Annotated in this window: 13 protein-coding genes; 6 read left to right on the top strand and 7 right to left on the bottom strand. The window is 38.5% G+C overall.

Translation table 11 applies throughout. The annotated features are described in order from the left end of the window. Positions 1-7: 7 nt before the first annotated feature. The 3 genes from ACFE6N_RS00655 to dapF all read right to left on the bottom strand — a co-directional run bounded on the left by ACFE6N_RS00655 (position 8) and on the right by dapF (position 5607). Complete coding sequence (locus ACFE6N_RS00655) at positions 8-3190, bottom strand: efflux RND transporter permease subunit (protein ID WP_378932745.1); 3183 nt, start codon at positions 3188-3190, stop codon at positions 8-10. 48 nt (positions 3191-3238) lie between these two features. Beyond that, positions 3239-4408 carry an efflux RND transporter periplasmic adaptor subunit gene (locus ACFE6N_RS00650; protein ID WP_145857614.1) on the bottom strand — a complete coding sequence of 390 codons (1170 nt, stop codon included), beginning with the start codon at positions 4406-4408 and terminating at the stop codon, positions 3239-3241. 416 nt (positions 4409-4824) lie between these two features. Beyond that, a complete protein-coding gene (gene dapF / locus ACFE6N_RS00645) occupies positions 4825-5607 on the bottom strand; it encodes a diaminopimelate epimerase (protein ID WP_378932742.1) in 783 nt (260 codons plus the stop codon). 307 nt (positions 5608-5914) lie between these two features. On the opposite strand from dapF, the gene ACFE6N_RS00640 reads away from it, so the two are divergent. Further along, positions 5915-7465 (top strand): trypsin-like peptidase domain-containing protein, encoded by a 1551-nt coding sequence (locus tag ACFE6N_RS00640; RefSeq protein ID WP_378932740.1) that lies wholly within the window; start codon positions 5915-5917, stop codon positions 7463-7465. A 58-nt stretch (positions 7466-7523) separates the two neighbouring features. Here the strand turns inward: ACFE6N_RS00640 and ACFE6N_RS00635 are convergent, their stop codons facing one another. Further along, a complete protein-coding gene (locus ACFE6N_RS00635; RefSeq protein WP_378932737.1) occupies positions 7524-7868 on the bottom strand; it encodes a four-helix bundle copper-binding protein in 345 nt (114 codons plus the stop codon). Between the two features lie 289 nt (positions 7869-8157). Here ACFE6N_RS00635 and ACFE6N_RS00630 point away from each other — a divergent pair, with 289 nt between their 5' ends. Beyond that, a complete protein-coding gene (locus ACFE6N_RS00630; RefSeq protein WP_378932735.1) occupies positions 8158-8661 on the top strand; it encodes a hypothetical protein in 504 nt (167 codons plus the stop codon). Positions 8662-8942: 281 nt separating this feature from the next. Next, positions 8943-9134 carry a cold-shock protein gene (locus ACFE6N_RS00625; RefSeq protein WP_090984599.1) on the top strand — a complete coding sequence of 64 codons (192 nt, stop codon included), beginning with the start codon at positions 8943-8945 and terminating at the stop codon, positions 9132-9134. A 74-nt stretch (positions 9135-9208) separates the two neighbouring features. Here ACFE6N_RS00625 and ACFE6N_RS00620 read toward each other — a convergent pair whose 3' ends face one another. Beyond that, complete coding sequence (locus ACFE6N_RS00620) at positions 9209-10330, bottom strand: TlpA family protein disulfide reductase (protein ID WP_378932733.1); 1122 nt, start codon at positions 10328-10330, stop codon at positions 9209-9211. A 442-nt stretch (positions 10331-10772) separates the two neighbouring features. On the opposite strand from ACFE6N_RS00620, the gene ACFE6N_RS00615 reads away from it, so the two are divergent. The 3 genes from ACFE6N_RS00615 (at position 10773) to ACFE6N_RS00605 (ending at position 14289) form a co-directional block, all read left to right on the top strand. Further along, positions 10773-11453 carry a succinate dehydrogenase cytochrome b subunit gene (locus tag ACFE6N_RS00615; RefSeq protein ID WP_090984595.1) on the top strand — a complete coding sequence of 227 codons (681 nt, stop codon included), beginning with the start codon at positions 10773-10775 and terminating at the stop codon, positions 11451-11453. A gap of 19 nt (positions 11454-11472) precedes the next feature. Continuing rightward, complete coding sequence (locus ACFE6N_RS00610) at positions 11473-13452, top strand: fumarate reductase/succinate dehydrogenase flavoprotein subunit (RefSeq protein ID WP_378932730.1); 1980 nt, start codon at positions 11473-11475, stop codon at positions 13450-13452. A 66-nt stretch (positions 13453-13518) separates the two neighbouring features. Then, positions 13519-14289 (top strand): succinate dehydrogenase/fumarate reductase iron-sulfur subunit, encoded by a 771-nt coding sequence (locus ACFE6N_RS00605; protein ID WP_090984590.1) that lies wholly within the window; start codon positions 13519-13521, stop codon positions 14287-14289. Between the two features lie 580 nt (positions 14290-14869). On the opposite strand, the gene ACFE6N_RS00600 is transcribed toward ACFE6N_RS00605, so the two are convergent. Next, complete coding sequence (locus ACFE6N_RS00600; protein ID WP_378932727.1) at positions 14870-16831, bottom strand: TonB family protein; 1962 nt, start codon at positions 16829-16831, stop codon at positions 14870-14872. Further along, on the bottom strand, positions 16828-17205 hold the full coding sequence (locus ACFE6N_RS00595) for a BlaI/MecI/CopY family transcriptional regulator (protein ID WP_090984584.1): 378 nt from the start codon (positions 17203-17205) through the stop codon (positions 16828-16830). The genes ACFE6N_RS00600 and ACFE6N_RS00595 overlap by 4 nt, the downstream gene beginning before the upstream one ends. Positions 17206-17406: the final 201 nt, after the last annotated feature.

The raw sequence follows: 17406 nt of genomic DNA, 5'->3' as shown, positions 1-17406 counted from the left end.
CTTACTATTAATGTTTACTGTTCGCAGTAGCCAATTCGTATTCTTCTTGCGTTTGTTCATGGTCAATGCCCTCGTTAAAAGGCGATTTATTGCTGATTCGCTCTTGTAATGATTGAAAGACGATAAACAGGGCGGGAATAACGAAAATACCAAATATAGTTCCGATTAACATACCGCCTACCGCTCCGGTACCAATTGAGGTGTTACCTGCTGCACCAACACCTGATGATAACATCAGCGGCAATAAACCAAGAATGAAAGCGAAAGAGGTCATTAAAATAGGGCGTAAACGTGCTGTTGCACCATCAATTGCGGCATTGGCAATGCTCATGCCTTTTCTTCTTCTATCTACTGCATATTCTACAATCAAAATCGCATTTTTGGCTAAAAGCCCCACAAGCATAATCAGCGTAATCTGCGTATAAATGTTATTATCTACACTGAAGATTTTATCGAAAACGAATACACCTGCTAAACCAACTGGTAGAGAGAATAAAACCGCTAACGGTAAAATATAACTTTCGTATTGTGCTGCGAGTAAGAAATAAACAAAGATTACACAAAGTAAAAAGATAAAAACCGTCTGGCTTCCGCCTGCCATCTCCTCACGTGATAAACCCGAGAATTCGTAACCGTAACCTGCCGGAAGGTTTTTGGCTGCCTCTTCCTGAACAGCTTTTAATGCATCACCTGAACTGTAGCCGGCATTTGGATTACCCGTTACCGATATTGAAGTAAACAAGTTGAAACGCGAAATGGCTTGTGGTCCATATACTTTGGATAACGTTATAAACTCCGATACCGGAGCCATTTGCCCCGAAGAGGTTCTAACGAAAATGCGGGTTAAAGTTTGCTCATTTGCACGGTACTGCGCGTCGGCCTGATACATTACCCTAAACTGTTTACCAAATTTGTTGAAATTTGAGGCATAAACACCACCATAATAGCCTTGCATTACACCCAATACATCACTAACATTCAGGCCTGCCTGTTTAACCTTTGCCACATTTACATCAATCTGATATTGCGGGAAATTTGGGTTAAAAGAAGTGGAAGCATATTGGATTTCAGGACGTTTACTCAACGCTGCTAAAAATCCATTTCCAATTTCGTTGAATTTTTTGATATCTCCACCAGTTTTATCCTGTAACTGGAACTCAAAACCACCACTGGTACCGAAACCCTGAATAGTTGGCGGCGCAAAGAAAATAATTTTAGCCCCTTTAATGCCTGCTGTTTTTGCAAAAAGTTCTCCAATAATTGCTTTTACATCACGGCCTTTACGTTCATCCCATGGAGTTAAACGCGAAATTACCATACCGTATGAACTGCCTGAACCACTGATCATGCTTCGGCCAACAATCCTTAACGTATTTTTAATTTCTGGTATCTGGTGCGCAATACTATCAATCTTGGTAATGATCACACTGGTTTCTTCCTGCGAAGTTCCTGCCGGTAAGGAAATATCACTCATAATGGTTCCCAAATCCTCATTCGGCACGAAACCTTTGGGTGTAGTATTCATTGTCCAAACCAGTAGTCCAACGAAAAAGGCAATGGCCAAACCGACGATCCATTTTTTTCTGGAAAGAAAACTTACCGATTTTTTATATTTTCCGGTTACGGCATCGAAAGAGGTATTGAAAGCATCGTAGAAACGCTGTAAAAAGTTTTTAGATTTTTTGTGTTCTTCTTTATGCGGTTTTAAGAATAAAGCACATAATGCCGGACTTAATGTTAAGGCGTTAATGGCCGACAAAATAATCGAAATCGCCAGTGTTAAACCAAATTGTTTATAAAATACGCCTGATGATCCGGAGATAAAACTCACCGGGATAAACACGGCAGCCATTACCAGAGTAATCGATATAATTGCTCCGCTAATGTCGTCCATGGCATCAATAGTTGCTTTTTTGGCATCAGTATAACCTTCATCCAGTTTGGCGTGTACAGCTTCCACTACCACAATCGCATCATCTACCACAATACCAATTGCCAATACCAAGGCAAATAAGGTGAGCAGGTTGATGGTAAATCCGAATAGACTCAGGAAAAAGAACGTTCCGATAATTGCCACTGGTACACTAATTGCCGGAATTAAGGTTGAACGGAAATCCTGTAAGAAGATAAACACCACCAGGAATACCAGAATAAATGCTTCAATTAAGGTATGAAGTACTTTTTCAATCGACGCATCCAAAAAGTCGTTAACGTTAACCAATGTGGAGTAGTGTACCCCCTTTGGAAAGGATTTTTGCGCTTCATCAAGCGTTTTAATAGAATTCTCGATTACTTCTTTTGCGTTGGAACCCGCCGTTTGGTTGATGGCGATACCCAATGCCTGCTTTCCGTTGAATTTAACCGAACTGGCATAACTTTGCGCACCTAACTCAATCCTTGCAATGTCTTTTAATCGAAGAATCTGGCCATTATCAGTTGTGCGGATAATGATATTGCCAAACTGCGCTTCATCTTTTAACCTGCCTGTATATTTTAAGGTGTACTGAAATGCCTGATTACCAAGCTCTCCAAACTGACCCGGGGCAGCCTCCACGTTCTGATCGGCAAGGGCAACGCTAACGTCGTTTGGCACCAGGCCGTAAGTGGCCATCACATCGGGCTTTAACCAGATTCGCATGGTATAATCCAGCGTTCCAAACGCACTCGCATCACCAACACCATTGATCCTTTTGATCTGTGGAATGATGTTGATATTGGCATAATTCTGCAAAAACTTCTGATCGTAGGAAGGATCGTCGCTATACAAACCAAATATCAATACGTTACTCGCTTGTCTTTTCGCTGTAATCACACCCGACTTGGTTACCTCTGCAGGTAATAAACTGGTCGCGCGTGCAACCCTGTTCTGTACGTTAACTGCTGCCAGATCGGGATTGGTACCTAATTTAAAGTTTACTGTAATGGTTGCGGTACCATCGTTACTGGCGCTTGAAGTCATGTAGGTCATGTCTTCCACACCGTTTATCTGCTCTTCCAGTGGAACAACCACACTATTCATCACCACATCGGCATTGGCACCCTGGTATGATGTAGAAACCTGCACCGTTGGTGGGGCAATTTCCGGGTATTGTGAAACCGGTAACGTAGCTAAACCTAAAACACCGAGTATAACGATGATGATGGATATAACCGTTGATAAAACCGGTCTTTCTATAAATTTCTTAAACATAATTAATATTGATTACACTATGAAAGTGTGATAAGCAACATGATATTGTTATTTCTTGATCTCAGCATAAACTGAATCGGCACTTTTTTCTTCTGGTTTGATTTTTGTTCCGTCTTTTAACGATTGGAAGCCCTCCAAAACAATTTTATCTCCGCTTTTAAGGCCTTTGGTTACTACATAGAACTTTCCTTTGGCCAAATCCATAATCTCAATTTCGGTGTTAATTACTTTAGCAGAATCACCTAAAACATAAACGAACTTTTTACCCTGTAAATCGATTGTTGATTTTTGAGGAATTAGAATGGCATTCTCAATGTGCTGCGGAACCCTTACAGATGCGCTGGCGCCATTTTTTAATAATGACGTAGGGTTAGGGAAAGTGGCCCTTAAACTTGCAGAACCCGTGCTGGTATTAATCTGTCCGTTAATGGATTCGATTTTACCGTTTTGGGCGTAAACTGTACCATCTGCAAGTACCAGACTTACTGCTGGGATGTTTTTCATTTGCTGGGCCAAAGTATTTCCTTTATAGGTTCTGGAAAAATCAAGTAGTTGTTTCTCGTTTAAAGAGAAGTAAGCATAAACCTTTGATATATTGGAAACTGTTGTTAAAGGCTGTGTACTGGTACTGCTTACTAAACTTCCATTTCTGAAAGGAATACTGCCAACTACACCATCAACAGGGCTTTTAACAGAGGTATAGCCTAAGTTAACCTGTGCATTTACCAGTTCAGCCTTTGCCTGTGCCAATGCTGCTTTTCTGCTTTGCAATGTTAATTGGGCAGCATCAAGATCGTATTTGCTAATGATGTCTTTTTCTACCAATGGCCTGGTTTTGTTTACGGTTAACTGGGCCGCATTAACGTCTGCCTCTGCACTACTGATGGCCGCTCTTGCTGTGCGTACCTGTTGTTCGTACTGAGGCGCATTAATGGTGAAAAGTAACTGGCCTTTTTTGACCACGGCACCCTCGTCAACAAAAATCTTTTCAATAAAGCCATCAACTTTTGGGCGGATGTCGATATTTTGGATACCTTCAATGGTTGCCGGATAATCAGAATCTAAAGTGGTATTTTGTGTATTTACGGTAAAAACCGGATAGGCTTGTGGACCAGCTGCCGCAGCAGCAGCTGCTTTTTTCGCATCATCATTGTTTCCGCAAGATGCTAAAAGCATACCAATGCTCATGCTAAAAAAGAGAGTTGTAACTTTTCTCATGGACTATTTCTGTGTGTGTATAAATTTGAATTTCCGGGAATTAAGAGCGTCGCCAAAAATTATGACTTCGATTTCCGGAATTATTTTCCAAAAATAGCGCCTAAGCAAAAATATATCTGTCCAAATTCTGTCATTTAATCAATCGATTGATTTATTTTCGGGGTTAGATACGTCTTATGTGTAATTAAAATATTGTTTATCAGTATTTTAATCGTGTTTTGTATTCTAAAATGACGCTTGTAAATAACTTGAGACAATTGTTAAAAGCTGTTAAATCGCTTAAAATAATCTTATTTTTTTGATTGGTCCTGTTTGTTTTACTAAACAGAAAATGGCATAGGTGTATATTTTACACTAAATGCTCGATCGTTACTAAATACGTTAAGTTTCTGAAAATTGATCGTTGAGCAAACGCACTAGCCCACTTCTCCCTCGAAAACCAATTTGGCTGGTCCACATAAAAATACATTGGTAAATACTTTACCATCGTAATCGAACTCTATTTTAATGTCGCCCCCCAAAACCTTAATGTCAGTTTTGATATGACCGGTTTGGTTTTTATGTTTGGCCATGGCCATGGCAACCGCCGTAACGCCGGTACCACAAGCATAGGTTTCATCTTCAACACCACGCTCATAAGTGCGGACAAATAAATGATCGCCTTTGTCTTCAACAAAGTTTACATTAATGCCTTTTTCTACATAGGTTGAATTATAGCGTATATTTTTTCCCTCGCTAAAAACATCAAAATCTTTTAAATTACTTCTCAGTGCAACGTAATGAGGCGAACCAGTGTTTAGTACGTAGGCTTCATTATCTTTTGTAATGGTATCTACATCAATCATTTGTAGATCGATCCATTCTCCGTTTTCTGAAATTCTGGCATAATGTGGGCCATCAACTGCCAAAAAGTTTGTTTCCCGATCAATGATGCCGAGTTGTTTGGCAAAGGCCACAATGCATCTGCCACCATTGCCGCACATGCTTCCAGGTTTACCATCTGCATTGAAATAATGCATTTCGAAATCATAATCCTCATGTTTTGTAATAAACATTAATCCATCGGCGCCAATGCCAAATCTCCTATGGCATAGCTGTTCAACTAATTGGTTGTCAATGTCTTTTAATTGTTCGTTGGTGTGGTCTATTAAAATAAAATCGTTGCCTGCGCCCTGGTATTTAAAGAAATTAATTTTCATGAAAGCTTCATTTTCTAGTGCAATATTTGAGATGCGAAAAGCCAGTTAATGATTTGTGTTTTTTGATTTAACATTTTTTAACACAAAACTAAGTGCTTTGATGATACAAATATCGTTTATATGGTATTAAATTTGAACAAACTTACTCAACAAAATTTAAGCAGATGAGAACTGCTGGAGCACTCTGCTTAAATCAAAATTAAAACGCTCCTGCAAACATACTTTAATAAATGAATATTATGAGCTAAACCATTAGCTAGCAAATTAGTTTATAATAAATCATGACCATTAAAAAACATACATAAACATGAAAAAAATATTAGGAATTACCGTGTTAGCTGCTTTTATAGGTGGGGCAGCAGCAATCGGAGGTTATAAGCTATTTGAGCGTAACCAGACAGGCAGTACAATTACTGATAAACAGAATTTGTATTTTGCCAATAACCCACTAAAAGTGTCATCAGCAGGTACTGCAGATTTCACCCAGGCGGCAGCGGCAGTGGCACCGGGTGTAGTGCATATTAAAACAACTTACGCAGCACAGAGTGGTGGTGGCAGAAGTTCTTCTCCTTTTGACATGATGGAAGATTTCTTTGGTGGCGGTGGCCGTCAGATGCAGCGTATGCCTAGAGCAGCATCAGGTTCCGGTGTAATCATCAGTCAGGATGGTTATATCGTAACCAATAACCATGTGGTAGAAAATGCAGAGAAGGTTGAAGTGGTTTTAACAGACAGGCGTAAGGTAGAAGCAAAAATAATTGGCCGCGACCCCAATACGGATTTAGCATTAATCAAGGTAAATGCGACTGGTTTGCCTGTTGTAAAGATGGGTAATTCAGATAATGTACAAGTTGGAGAGTGGGTATTAGCGGTTGGTTTCCCGTTAGATTTAAATACCACGGTCACAGCGGGTATTGTAAGTGCGAAAAACCGTAGCATCGGTATAATCGGCCGTGAGCAACAAGGTAATGAAATTACAGAAGAGGAATATCGCGAATACCAACGTACCGGCAAAAGACCAGATCGTCCGGCTAATACCAGTATTGAATCATTTATTCAAACAGATGCTGCCATTAACCCTGGTAACAGCGGTGGTGCACTTGTAAATGCCAATGGCGAATTGGTGGGGATTAACTCGGCAATCGCATCACAGAGCGGATATAACCAGGGATATGGGTTTGCTATTCCGGTTAACCTGGCCCGCAAAATTGTAGACGATTTTATGAAATATGGTTCTGTTAAACGTGGTTATATTGGCGTTAACTTTGTGCCATTAAGTGGTGAAGAAAAGCCTGAAGGTATCAGAACCAATGAAATAAGTGGTTTATATGTGAGTGATGTAGTTGCCGGAGGCGGTGCTGCTGCAGCGGGCATTAAAGCAGGTGACGTAATTAAAAAAGTTGACGGAGTAGTGATTAACGATTCACCTGATCTTCAGGAAAGGGTAGGCCGTTTAAATCCTGGAGATAAAGTTAAGTTAACCGTATTGCGAGATGGTGCGCTTAAAGATTACACCGTAACGCTAAAAGGAGAAGCAAGCGTTGGCCTTACGGCTAAGAATACGGCTGGCAAAGGCATGGAAGTTTCTAAACTAGGTGCAACTTTCGCTCCGGCTACTCAGGCACAAAAAGCGAAATATGGAATCAACAGCGGTGTGGTTGTAACATCGGTTACTACCGGTAAAGCTTTCGATAATATTGGAGTAGAAAAAGGTTTAATTATCACCAAAGTAAACGGACAACCTGTAAATTCTGTGGCTGATGTTCAAAAAGCATTGCCTTTAGGCAGAAATAATATGGTAAGCATTTCTGGTGTGAGCGAGCAAGGTTCATATAACTACAGTTTTCCTGCACAGTAATTAGTTGTAATAAATAGTTAAAAGGCTTCCCAATTTGATTTGGAAAGCCTTTTTTATTTTAATCCTGATTGATTGTTTCGTGGTTGGCATGGCAGGCATCTGCGCATTCTTCGCATGCCACTGCACACTGCCTGCAGTGTTCATGATCGTGCTTGCTACATTCAGCTGCGCAAAGTCTGCATATTTCTTCACACAACAGTAAATATTGACGTCCTATAATCGAATCTCTCTGCAATAATCTGGCCGCCTGGGTACAGATATCCGCACAATCCCGATCTAGTTTAATACAGTCGATCATCATGTTGATATCTTCTTCTTTCAAGCAAGATGATGCACAATGTTCACAAGCTAGCGCACAATCCAGTAAGGTTTGGATTAAAGCATGGTTGTTTCTCGTTTCCATATTGTAATTGTTTTAGTTACACATGTTTTTATAATAATAACCTGCCAGCCTGTTAAACAGTTTTTTTTAAATTGAGTTCACGTGGTATATTGTTTTATGTCCAATATACGATAACTGTTAAAAAATCTTAAATCTTAGCTACTCAGGCTTGTTCCTGATACATAAATCAATATTCATCCGTTTTTCATAATCAAGATATAGCTTCGTTATCATCGATTGTTTACCAGCCCTTAGGGAGATTGATTAATTTTTATAGTTCCACATTAGAATCAACAAAAAACTGAATATTATGGCTTTAGCTAATATTAACCTCAGCGTAAAACAATATTTCAATTTCATGTGCAGAACGGATTTTGAAAGGCGGATATTTCATGATACTTATAAAGAATTTCAAAAAAGATCAGCCATATATAGTTTAGATCAACACCTGCATACCTTTTCTGAGATGCAGCAAGCCAATAAAAAGGCCATTGCACTAAATCAGAAGCTTCAGTACGCGGTGATGAACAGCATTGCAGCTCTGGAGTGTAAAATGCCTGTTTTAAGTGACCTTGAAAATCGTCCAGTCATTTTTGATTATGCTGAGCTACATATTTATACTTCAGATCTGCGAAATAAAGCAGCGCATGTTGTGTTCATTACCTATACCAGTCCGGAACTTGTTTTACATGAGATTGTTGATGACTTGCTGATCATGAGCTATAGCTCCAAAGAATACGAAACATTGGTTGTAAAGATTTCCGAGAATGTGACGGTGAATTATGATCAAAGCAAAAGTCTTGTTTTTAGCTGATTTTCCACCTATTCATAGATAAGGTACAGCAGATTATGAAGCTATTTTTATGGTCAATCTGTACGCGTTTTAGGCAGAAAAACCAAAGTTGACGGTCGTTCTGAAGGTGTTTTATTTCTAAAACGTAAACAACACTCGGTAAATCGTGGGCCAAAATACTTTAATGAATAGGCTCTAAAGGGCAAATAGTCAATATATTTATAGATTTTAACATAATAAAAAATAAAAAATTTATTATGGGTATTTAAGCCTATCTTTGGTGTAAATTAAAATACAATATAATGCAACAAGGAACAGTAAAATTTTTTAATGAAACTAAAGGTTTCGGATTTATCATTCCATCTAATGGCGATGCCGAAATTTTTGTTCATGCTTCAGGCTTAATCGATAACATTCGCGAGAATGATACCGTAAACTACGATGTAGAAGAAGGTAGAAAAGGCCTAAATGCGGTAAATGTTAAAGTAGCTTAAGAAAACTCGAATACATAAATCGTAAAAAGTCCCGATGTAAATCGGGACTTTTTTTATGAGCCAGGTTTGCGTTATTATTGATTGGCTAAATGTTTGCCTATTTCACTGTCCACAAAATCAAGTGAGAGGTCATTATTGCTGAGCACTATGCCATTTCTATCTGCCAAAAAGAAATATGTTGCGCTATAATTACTTAAGTTTTTTGCGTTAGGTGATTTCTCCCCCAAAAGGTCTGAATATTGCGGCCAGGGCAGTTTATCGGCTTTAATTACTTTTTTCCAGCTATCTTTATTCTTATCGAACGATACACCAATGAACTCTACGTTCTGATCCTTATATTTTTCGTAAAGATGAGCCAATATCTGGTTGTTTTTTCTGTTTTTTCCACTATAGGAAACCCAGCAGATAATTAGGTTAACTTTTTTCAATACGCTCAAATTAAACTTTTTCCCATCAGGTGTTTCGCCTTCGATGTGGGGCATTTTATTTCCGGCCATCATTTGGTTGGCCTGCATAATTTCTGAAAGCAGTTTTTTGCCTCTTTTGCTTTCCTGTACCTCCTTATCCAAACCTTTAAAAATCGACAGGTATTTTTTAGCTTCAGAACCTGCTCTTCCAAATCTGTCTAGTAAAAATATAGTAACGTCGGATTTAGGATAATTTTTGGCAAAAATTTCAATATTATTCAGTTCTGAACTAATTTTTTTTGCTCTCCATATATCAGCCTTTTCCGCCTTTTCTGCAATATTATCAGGGGTAGCGAGGTTGAATTCACGCTCTGCGAGTGCCAAGCTATCCAGCAGGTTTCTGTTTATTTCTGCTTTTTGTTTGTAAAAGCTGGTTATTTCTTCACCTTCTTTAGTCGGTAAGATTTTAAACCGGTAAGTCGCGGCATTTTTTCCGTCAAGAACCCCCTTATAATTCCCCTTATCCAGATAAAAGTAATATTCTTCATCATGGCCGTCGTCATATGTACTCAATATGGCGTAACCTGTTTTGGGCATGTTAATCCTGAACGTTTGATTTCCATTGGTAATATTTTCGACTTTCAAGGTTTCGCCGTTTTCTGAACTTTTGACCGAGATCACCGCATTGGGGCCGAAATTTTTGGTTTCGAAATTAAAAATAGCAGGAGCAGGATCACAGCTATAATAGAAGCAGGCGAATAAAATAAGTAAGTATCGCTTTTTTTTCATATTGATCAATTGGTGAAGTAATATAACGAAAAAATTAGTTTCAAGACGAAGTTTAATTCAATTATGTTTGATCATTTATCCAAGATATTGGCTTAATTATCAGGAGTTTTTTTTGTCAGATTTAACATTCAAGCGTTATTAATTACGCAACGCTAAAAACTGGTAATAAATTGGGCATTTATTTCGATAGCAGTAACGTATCAGCCAGGCAACCTGATGTTATTCTGATCGCTCAATGTTCTGAAAACCTTTGAACAGGCCACTACATTTAACCGATATTAAAATCGAAACGCTAAATAAGCATATATTCTTTCGATTAATTACGAATATGCTTTAGAATGTTTCTAAATAAATGTTTTATCGCTATTTTGTCATAATCGTTTATAAATTAAACTCATAATTAGATATTTTTGCAGGAAATTTAGATATAAATCCTAATCAAATGAGTGGTTTCGGAAATGCACTTTCTTCTTCAATAGGAAGAAAATACGTAATGGGTATTACAGGGATATTCCTGATACTTTTTTTAATTGTACACGCTGGTATTAATTCGTTAATATTTCTTGACGATAATGGTTTGAAATTTAATATTGGAGCACATTTTATGGCTACCAACTGGATCATTAGAGCAGGCGAGTACATATTGTTTTTAGGTTTACTTGTGCACATTTACCAGGCAGTTAACCTAACTATCCAAAATAAGAAAGCAAGGCCTGAAGGTTACGCAGTTTATAATGGTAGTGCAAACAGCAAGTGGTACAGTCGGTCAATGGGCTTGTTGGGGACTTTACTGTTAATTTTTCTTGTTATTCACCTGAAGGATTTTTGGGTGGTTTCCCGTTTTACAGGAATTCCGACCGTTGATGCCAACGGCAATGAAGATTTATATGCAGTAATGAAAGAGAAGTTTCAGGATCCGGTTAGAGTTGTTGCTTACGTTTTGTTAATGATTTCTCTCTGTTACCACTTATTACATGGTTTTGCATCCGCATTCCAAACAATGGGATGGAACCATTCAAAATATAATGGAATTATTAAACGTGTTGGTGTATGGTATGCCATAATTATTTCGATCGTATTCGCATTAATGCCAATTGCAGTTTACACACATTTAATTGATTAAGTTTTAGCACAAAAGATATATGTCAGATATTAATTCAAATATTCCGGAAGGCGAATTAGCCAGTAAATGGACAAAATATAAGTCTTCTGTGCCTTTGGTTAACCCATCGAACAAAAGAACTATTGAAGTAATCATTGTTGGTTCAGGTTTAGCAGGTGCTTCAGCAGCGGCTACTTTGGCTGAAATGGGTTACAAGGTTAAATGTTTTTGTTTTCAGGATTCACCACGGAGAGCACATTCTATTGCTGCTCAGGGGGGGATCAACGCAGCAAAAAACTATCAGAATGATGGTGATAGTGTTTATCGACTTTTCTACGATACGATTAAAGGAGGTGATTATCGCGCCCGCGAGGCCAATGTGCATCGTTTGGCAGAAGTAAGTGCCAATATTATAGATCAATGTGTGGCACAAGGTGTGCCTTTAGCCCGCGAGTATGGAGGTTTGTTAGACAACCGTTCATTTGGTGGTACACAGGTTCAGCGTACTTTCTATGCTGCTGGCCAAACTGGTCAACAGTTATTATTGGGTGCATATTCTGCCTTAGAACGCCAGATTGGTATGGGTAAAGTAGAGATGTATACCCGCCACGAGATGCTTGAGGTGGTTAAAATTGATGGCAAAGCACGTGGTATCATTGCCCGTAACTTAATTACTGGAGAAATCGAACGTCACTTCGGTCACGCCGTTGTATTAGGAACAGGTGGTTATGGTAACGTATTCTACCTTTCTACCAATGCAATGGGAAGTAATGTGACTGCAGCCTGGAAAGCACATAAGCAAGGTGCTTATTTTGCAAACCCTTGCTACACGCAGATTCACCCAACCTGTATACCCGTTTCTGGCGATCATCAATCTAAATTAACCCTGATGTCTGAATCGTTGCGTAACGACGGACGTATCTGGGTTCCTAAAAAGAAAGATGACAACCGTAAAGCCTCAGAAATTCCTGAGGATGAAAGAGATTATTACTTAGAACGCCGTTATCCTGCTTTTGGTAACCTGGTTCCCCGTGATGTGGCCTCTCGTGCAGCGAAAGAGCGTTGCGATGCAGGTTATGGTGTTGGTGCTTCTAAATTAGCTGTTTATTTAGACTTTAAAGCCAATACAGAGCGTTATGGAAGAATCGAAGCGGCTAAGGCGGGTAACCACAATCCGGATAAAGAGACCTGCATGCGTTTAGGTACAGCGGTAATTAAGGAAAAATATGGTAACCTGTTTGATATGTATGCGCAAATTACTGGTGAAAATCCTTACGAAACGCCGATGCGTATTTATCCGGCAGTTCACTATACCATGGGTGGTTTATGGGTTGATTATAACCTAATGACATCGGTACCAGGCTTATATTGCACCGGAGAGGCTAATTTCTCTGATCATGGAGCCAACCGTTTAGGTGCATCTGCTTTAATGCAAGGTTTAGCCGATGGTTATTTCGTTTTACCTTACACTATAGGTGCTTATTTATCAAAAGAAATTTCTACCAAAGCTATCCCGACTGATCATCCGGCATTTGTAGAGGCAGAAGAAAGGGCAGTAGGCATCTTAAATAAGCTGATCAACATTAAAGGAACTAAGTCTGTAGACCATTTTCACAAGCGTTTAGGCCACATTATGTGGGAGAAATGCGGTATGGCACGTAACGAGAAAGGCTTAAAAGAAGCCATTGAGGAAATCAGGGCATTACGTGCTGAATTCTGGAGTGATGTTCGTGTGCCTGGTGCAGTTAATGAGCTTAATCCTGAACTTGAAAAAGCAGGCCGCGTAGCTGATTTTATCGAACTGGGTGAGTTGATGTGTATTGATGCCTTAAACCGCAATGAAAGTTGTGGTGGCCACTTCCGCGAAGAGTACCAAACAGAGGAAGGTGAAGCATTACGTGATGACGTAAATTACGCTTACGTAGCCGCCTGGGAATTTAAGGAAGGTGTAAACTTCGAACTTCACAAAGAAGAACTGAAGTTTGAAAATATTAAAGTTGCACAAAGAAGTTATAAATAGCAGAGCGCATGGTGCAAAGTGCGTTAAAGCGCTCTGCTCTATGCTCCCCGCCTAAATCTCAATATCATGAGTACAGGAAATATGAACTTAACGCTAAAAGTTTGGCGTCAAAAAGATAACAAAACCAAAGGTGCTTTGGTAGATTATAAATTGGCCGATATTTCACCGGATATGTCTTTCTTAGAGATGTTCGATGTATTAAACGAACAATTGATTAACAAAGGTGAAGAACCGGTTGTATTCGACCATGATTGCCGCGAGGGTATTTGTGGAATGTGTTCAATGTTTATCAATGGCCGTCCGCACGGACCAAAAGATTTAGTTACGACCTGCCAGTTGCACATGCGTTCATTCAAAGATGGCGATACCATAGTTGTGGAGCCTTGGAGAGCTGCTGCTTTTCCGGTAGTAAAAGATTTAACTGTAGACCGTTCGGCGTTTGACAGGGTTATTGCTGCCGGTGGTTTTATTTCAGTGAATACCGGTAATGCACAAGATGCAAATAATTTACCAATCCCTAAAATGCAGGCAGATGCGGCTTTCGAAGCGGCTGCTTGTATCGGTTGTGGTGCCTGCGTAGCAACTTGTAAAAATGCTTCTGCAATGTTATTTGTATCGGCTAAAATTTCACAACTGGCTTTATTGCCACAAGGCCAACCGGAGCGTTATCGTCGGGTACAAAGCATGGTTGCGCAAATGGATGCTGAAGGTTTTGGTAACTGTACCAATACCGGTGCTTGTGAGGCGGAATGTCCGAAAGGAATTTCTTTAGAAAACATCGCACGTATGAACCGCGATTTTGCAACCGCCAAATTTATTTCAGAAGAAACTGTTTAAACATTATACTGTATTTCTGGTTTACTAGCCAGGTACTGAGCCTCCACCTAGTGGGGGCTTTTTAGTTTGGCTTAAGTTGTTTTAGTATAATAGTAATGCCCTGGCATTATTATTTTGGTAAATTTAATAAGGAAATTTTCAATGCTTTTTAAGCAGGCAGATGGTTAAAGCAATACTTGTTTCACACAATTTTCGACTATTGTGAAAACATATGAAACTTTATGTTTTGAAATCGAAAGGTTGCAAAATAAATTGCTTTCAAAATAAAAGTTTGCGAAAGTTGCAATAATCTTATGTCTGCATATTAAAATTTTGCATTTTTTGAAATTTTATTCTGCATTATTTGTATATGTATTAAAGTTTTTATAAATTTAATCTTCCGAGACAGGAGAGAAAACACGAAACCCCGGCAAGTTTGCAGGGGTTTCGTGTTTTTTGGAAAATTAAATTTTTAATACTGTTCAGTTAATTTTTATGTGATACTGCTTTTTTAGTGGTAATAATTATCACTCCATATTTACCTTTTTCACTGTATAATTTTTGAGAACCAGCATCTTTTATTACCTCTATTGCTGTAGTGCTAAAAGTTAGCGTCTTTATCTACTATAGTAGCCTCTTTTGAGTTAAATGGGCTAAAAATATTATATTTTGGCGCTTTACTGGTTACCAAAATTACACCACCTTTCGCTTTTGGTCCATATAAATCCGTTGCGGCTTTATCTTTTAATACCTCCATTGATTCGATATCATCTGGATTAACCTTACCGAGCAGATCATTATCTGCTAATTTAACACCATCTAAAATGATTAGCGGATCAACATTGCTACCCGTTGTCAATCTGATTTTGTCGTCAGAAATATGGCTTGTTTTTGTTTCTGTTATAGGATTGGCGAGTGTGAAATTAACATTGATATTATACTTTACCCTTACAGCAAAGCCATTTTTAATGCCCGGATTCCATTTTGGCGATGCTTTTAAAACCCTTATCGCTTCTTCGTCAGTACCACTTCCTAAACCTCTGGTAATCTGTACGTCAGAAAGGGAACCATCTTTTTCAACCACAAAACTAAGGAAAACCTTACCCTGTACATTATTATCCTTCGCTATCTTTGGGTACTTTATATTGCCGCCCACATATTTATAAAATTTGGCTATGCCGCCCGGAAATTCCGGTTGTTTCTCGATGGAAACAAAATCATAGATGTCATCTGTATGCTCAGATTTAATACCGCTGGTTCCGGTGTTTTCAGGAAGATAGGATAGGATATTAATTTTGTTCAGATTTATATACCCGCCCGATTTAGGCAATAGGCTGTTTTTAAATTCTTTTGAGGATTCAGGAATGCTAAAACCTACTGTTAGCGCATATTTGCCATCAGCAACAGTTTTGAACCCCTTATAAGATAAAATAACCCTTATCAATTCTTCGTCGCAGCCAGTACCTAATTTTACATTTGAGGCGATATGGATGACCTTACCTCCTTTAACATTAAATCTTACCTGGGAATTACCTTGAATCTGACTGCTGTTTGCTGCTTTCGGATATTTGATGTTTACCGCCAAAAATTTATAAAATCCCTTCCAGCTGGGATCCGTGTTACCATCAACAGAAGTTGTTCGTGCCTTAACAGTTTTCTCTTGCGTTGTAACCATGTTTTCAACCATTTCTATTGGCTTATCCATTGGGATTTGATCGGTAATAGATATCAGCTTCTCATTTTTACGTACTGTAGCAGATGAAAACAAAATGAAAAGCGCGAATAGCGGAATAAAAATTCCATACTTTAAGATAGCGATCTTTTTAGAGCGCTCTTTATGAAGCATGAAAATTCTCTTTTTGATCAGCGATTTTTCTAAAAAGCCGTTTGTTAAGCTATTTGGTGAAATACCGAATGATTTGCTGAGTAACAACATGGCGTACGCTGCCTTGTCGCCTTGAAATTCGGCTGCGAGTTCGTCAGCTAAATATTCGTGGATATTTTTAATAGTTTTCTTGTAAAAATAAATCACCGGGTTTAGCCAGGTAATAATTCCTATAATTTCGAAAAATAAAATATCCAGCGTGTGCCACTGCTTGATGTGTGCTTCTTCATGCATGTCAATCACATCCATCTGTGGTAATCCCTGATCAATCACTTTTCTGCCGAAAAAAGAAAATGCTGAGCCAGCTTTATTTATTGTGAATAGCTTTTTTACGGCCAGTAAGTTAAATATGAATCTGCCAAAAAAGAACAGGATTCCTGCACAGTAAATAAATACAAATGCATTTCCCCAACTAAAGCCATCGTTACGTTCGGTTACAATTGTTGCCTGCGCCAACACGGCTTCCCAATTAACTGATGTGTAAACCTGCTGCGCCGCTTTTTGTTCCGTCAACCATTCTAAACGGATGAATGGAGTGCATAAAGACAGTACTCCGGCAGCTACTAAATAAATACGGTTTAAAGTGAAGTAGGTTTCTTTATCTAACAGTAATTTGTAAAAGCCAAAAAAAACAATTAAGTATAAATTTACCTGTAATAAGTAATGGGCAAAACTCATTTTGGCTTATGTTTAATCTGATTAATCATTTTCAGAATTTCATCAACGTCAGTTAAATCCAGTTTTTCTTCTTTAACAAAGAAAGAAAACATACTCTCTACAGAATTCTCGAAGTAATTACCCAGGAGTTTTTCTGTAGCATGTCGTTTATATTCTTCTTTACTGATCAACGGGTAATACTGATGAGCCTTTCCGAAAGCTTCATGGCCAATAAAACCTTTGGTTTCCAAAATTCTGATGATGGTAGATACAGTATTGTAAGCAGGTTTTGGAAGGGGGAGCTCTTCGATTACCTCTTTAACAAATGCTTTTTCCAGCTGCCACAAAACCTGCATGATCTGCTCTTCAGCTTTGGTTAAATCTTTAATTTCCATAATAGTTAATAATAATAAGGATGATAGCAAATTGATTTGCTTTTAACTAAAGTTAAAACTAATTGGTTAGTTGCCCAAATTTTTACCAATAATTATTTTCAAATAATCACATAGCGTTTTTATTACCATTATGGAACTTCTATCTACGGCGAAGTAATAAGAAATAGAGTGTTTATGTTGTTGATAATCAAAATTTTGTAT

Source organism: Pedobacter sp. BG31, from assembly GCF_042464845.1.
GTDB classification, from domain to species: Bacteria; Bacteroidota; Bacteroidia; order Sphingobacteriales; family Sphingobacteriaceae; genus Pedobacter; species Pedobacter suwonensis.
The sequence above is the reverse complement of the archived record's forward strand: the minus strand, read 5'-3'. Positions and strand labels throughout refer to the sequence as shown.

Coding starts and splice junctions, on each gene's coding strand:
- ACFE6N_RS00655 (WP_378932745.1), bottom strand. CDS start 3,190: ATGTTTAAGAAATTTATAGAAAGACCGGTTTTATCAACGGTTATATCC.
- ACFE6N_RS00650 (WP_145857614.1), bottom strand. CDS start 4,408: ATGAGAAAAGTTACAACTCTCTTTTTTAGCATGAGCATTGGTATGCTT.
- dapF (WP_378932742.1), bottom strand. CDS start 5,607: ATGAAAATTAATTTCTTTAAATACCAGGGCGCAGGCAACGATTTTATT.
- ACFE6N_RS00640 (WP_378932740.1), top strand. CDS start 5,915: ATGAAAAAAATATTAGGAATTACCGTGTTAGCTGCTTTTATAGGTGGG.
- ACFE6N_RS00635 (WP_378932737.1), bottom strand. CDS start 7,868: ATGGAAACGAGAAACAACCATGCTTTAATCCAAACCTTACTGGATTGT.
- ACFE6N_RS00630 (WP_378932735.1), top strand. CDS start 8,158: ATGGCTTTAGCTAATATTAACCTCAGCGTAAAACAATATTTCAATTTC.
- ACFE6N_RS00625 (WP_090984599.1), top strand. CDS start 8,943: ATGCAACAAGGAACAGTAAAATTTTTTAATGAAACTAAAGGTTTCGGA.
- ACFE6N_RS00620 (WP_378932733.1), bottom strand. CDS start 10,330: ATGAAAAAAAAGCGATACTTACTTATTTTATTCGCCTGCTTCTATTAT.
- ACFE6N_RS00615 (WP_090984595.1), top strand. CDS start 10,773: ATGAGTGGTTTCGGAAATGCACTTTCTTCTTCAATAGGAAGAAAATAC.
- ACFE6N_RS00610 (WP_378932730.1), top strand. CDS start 11,473: ATGTCAGATATTAATTCAAATATTCCGGAAGGCGAATTAGCCAGTAAA.
- ACFE6N_RS00605 (WP_090984590.1), top strand. CDS start 13,519: ATGAGTACAGGAAATATGAACTTAACGCTAAAAGTTTGGCGTCAAAAA.
- ACFE6N_RS00600 (WP_378932727.1), bottom strand. CDS start 16,831: ATGAGTTTTGCCCATTACTTATTACAGGTAAATTTATACTTAATTGTT.
- ACFE6N_RS00595 (WP_090984584.1), bottom strand. CDS start 17,205: ATGGAAATTAAAGATTTAACCAAAGCTGAAGAGCAGATCATGCAGGTT.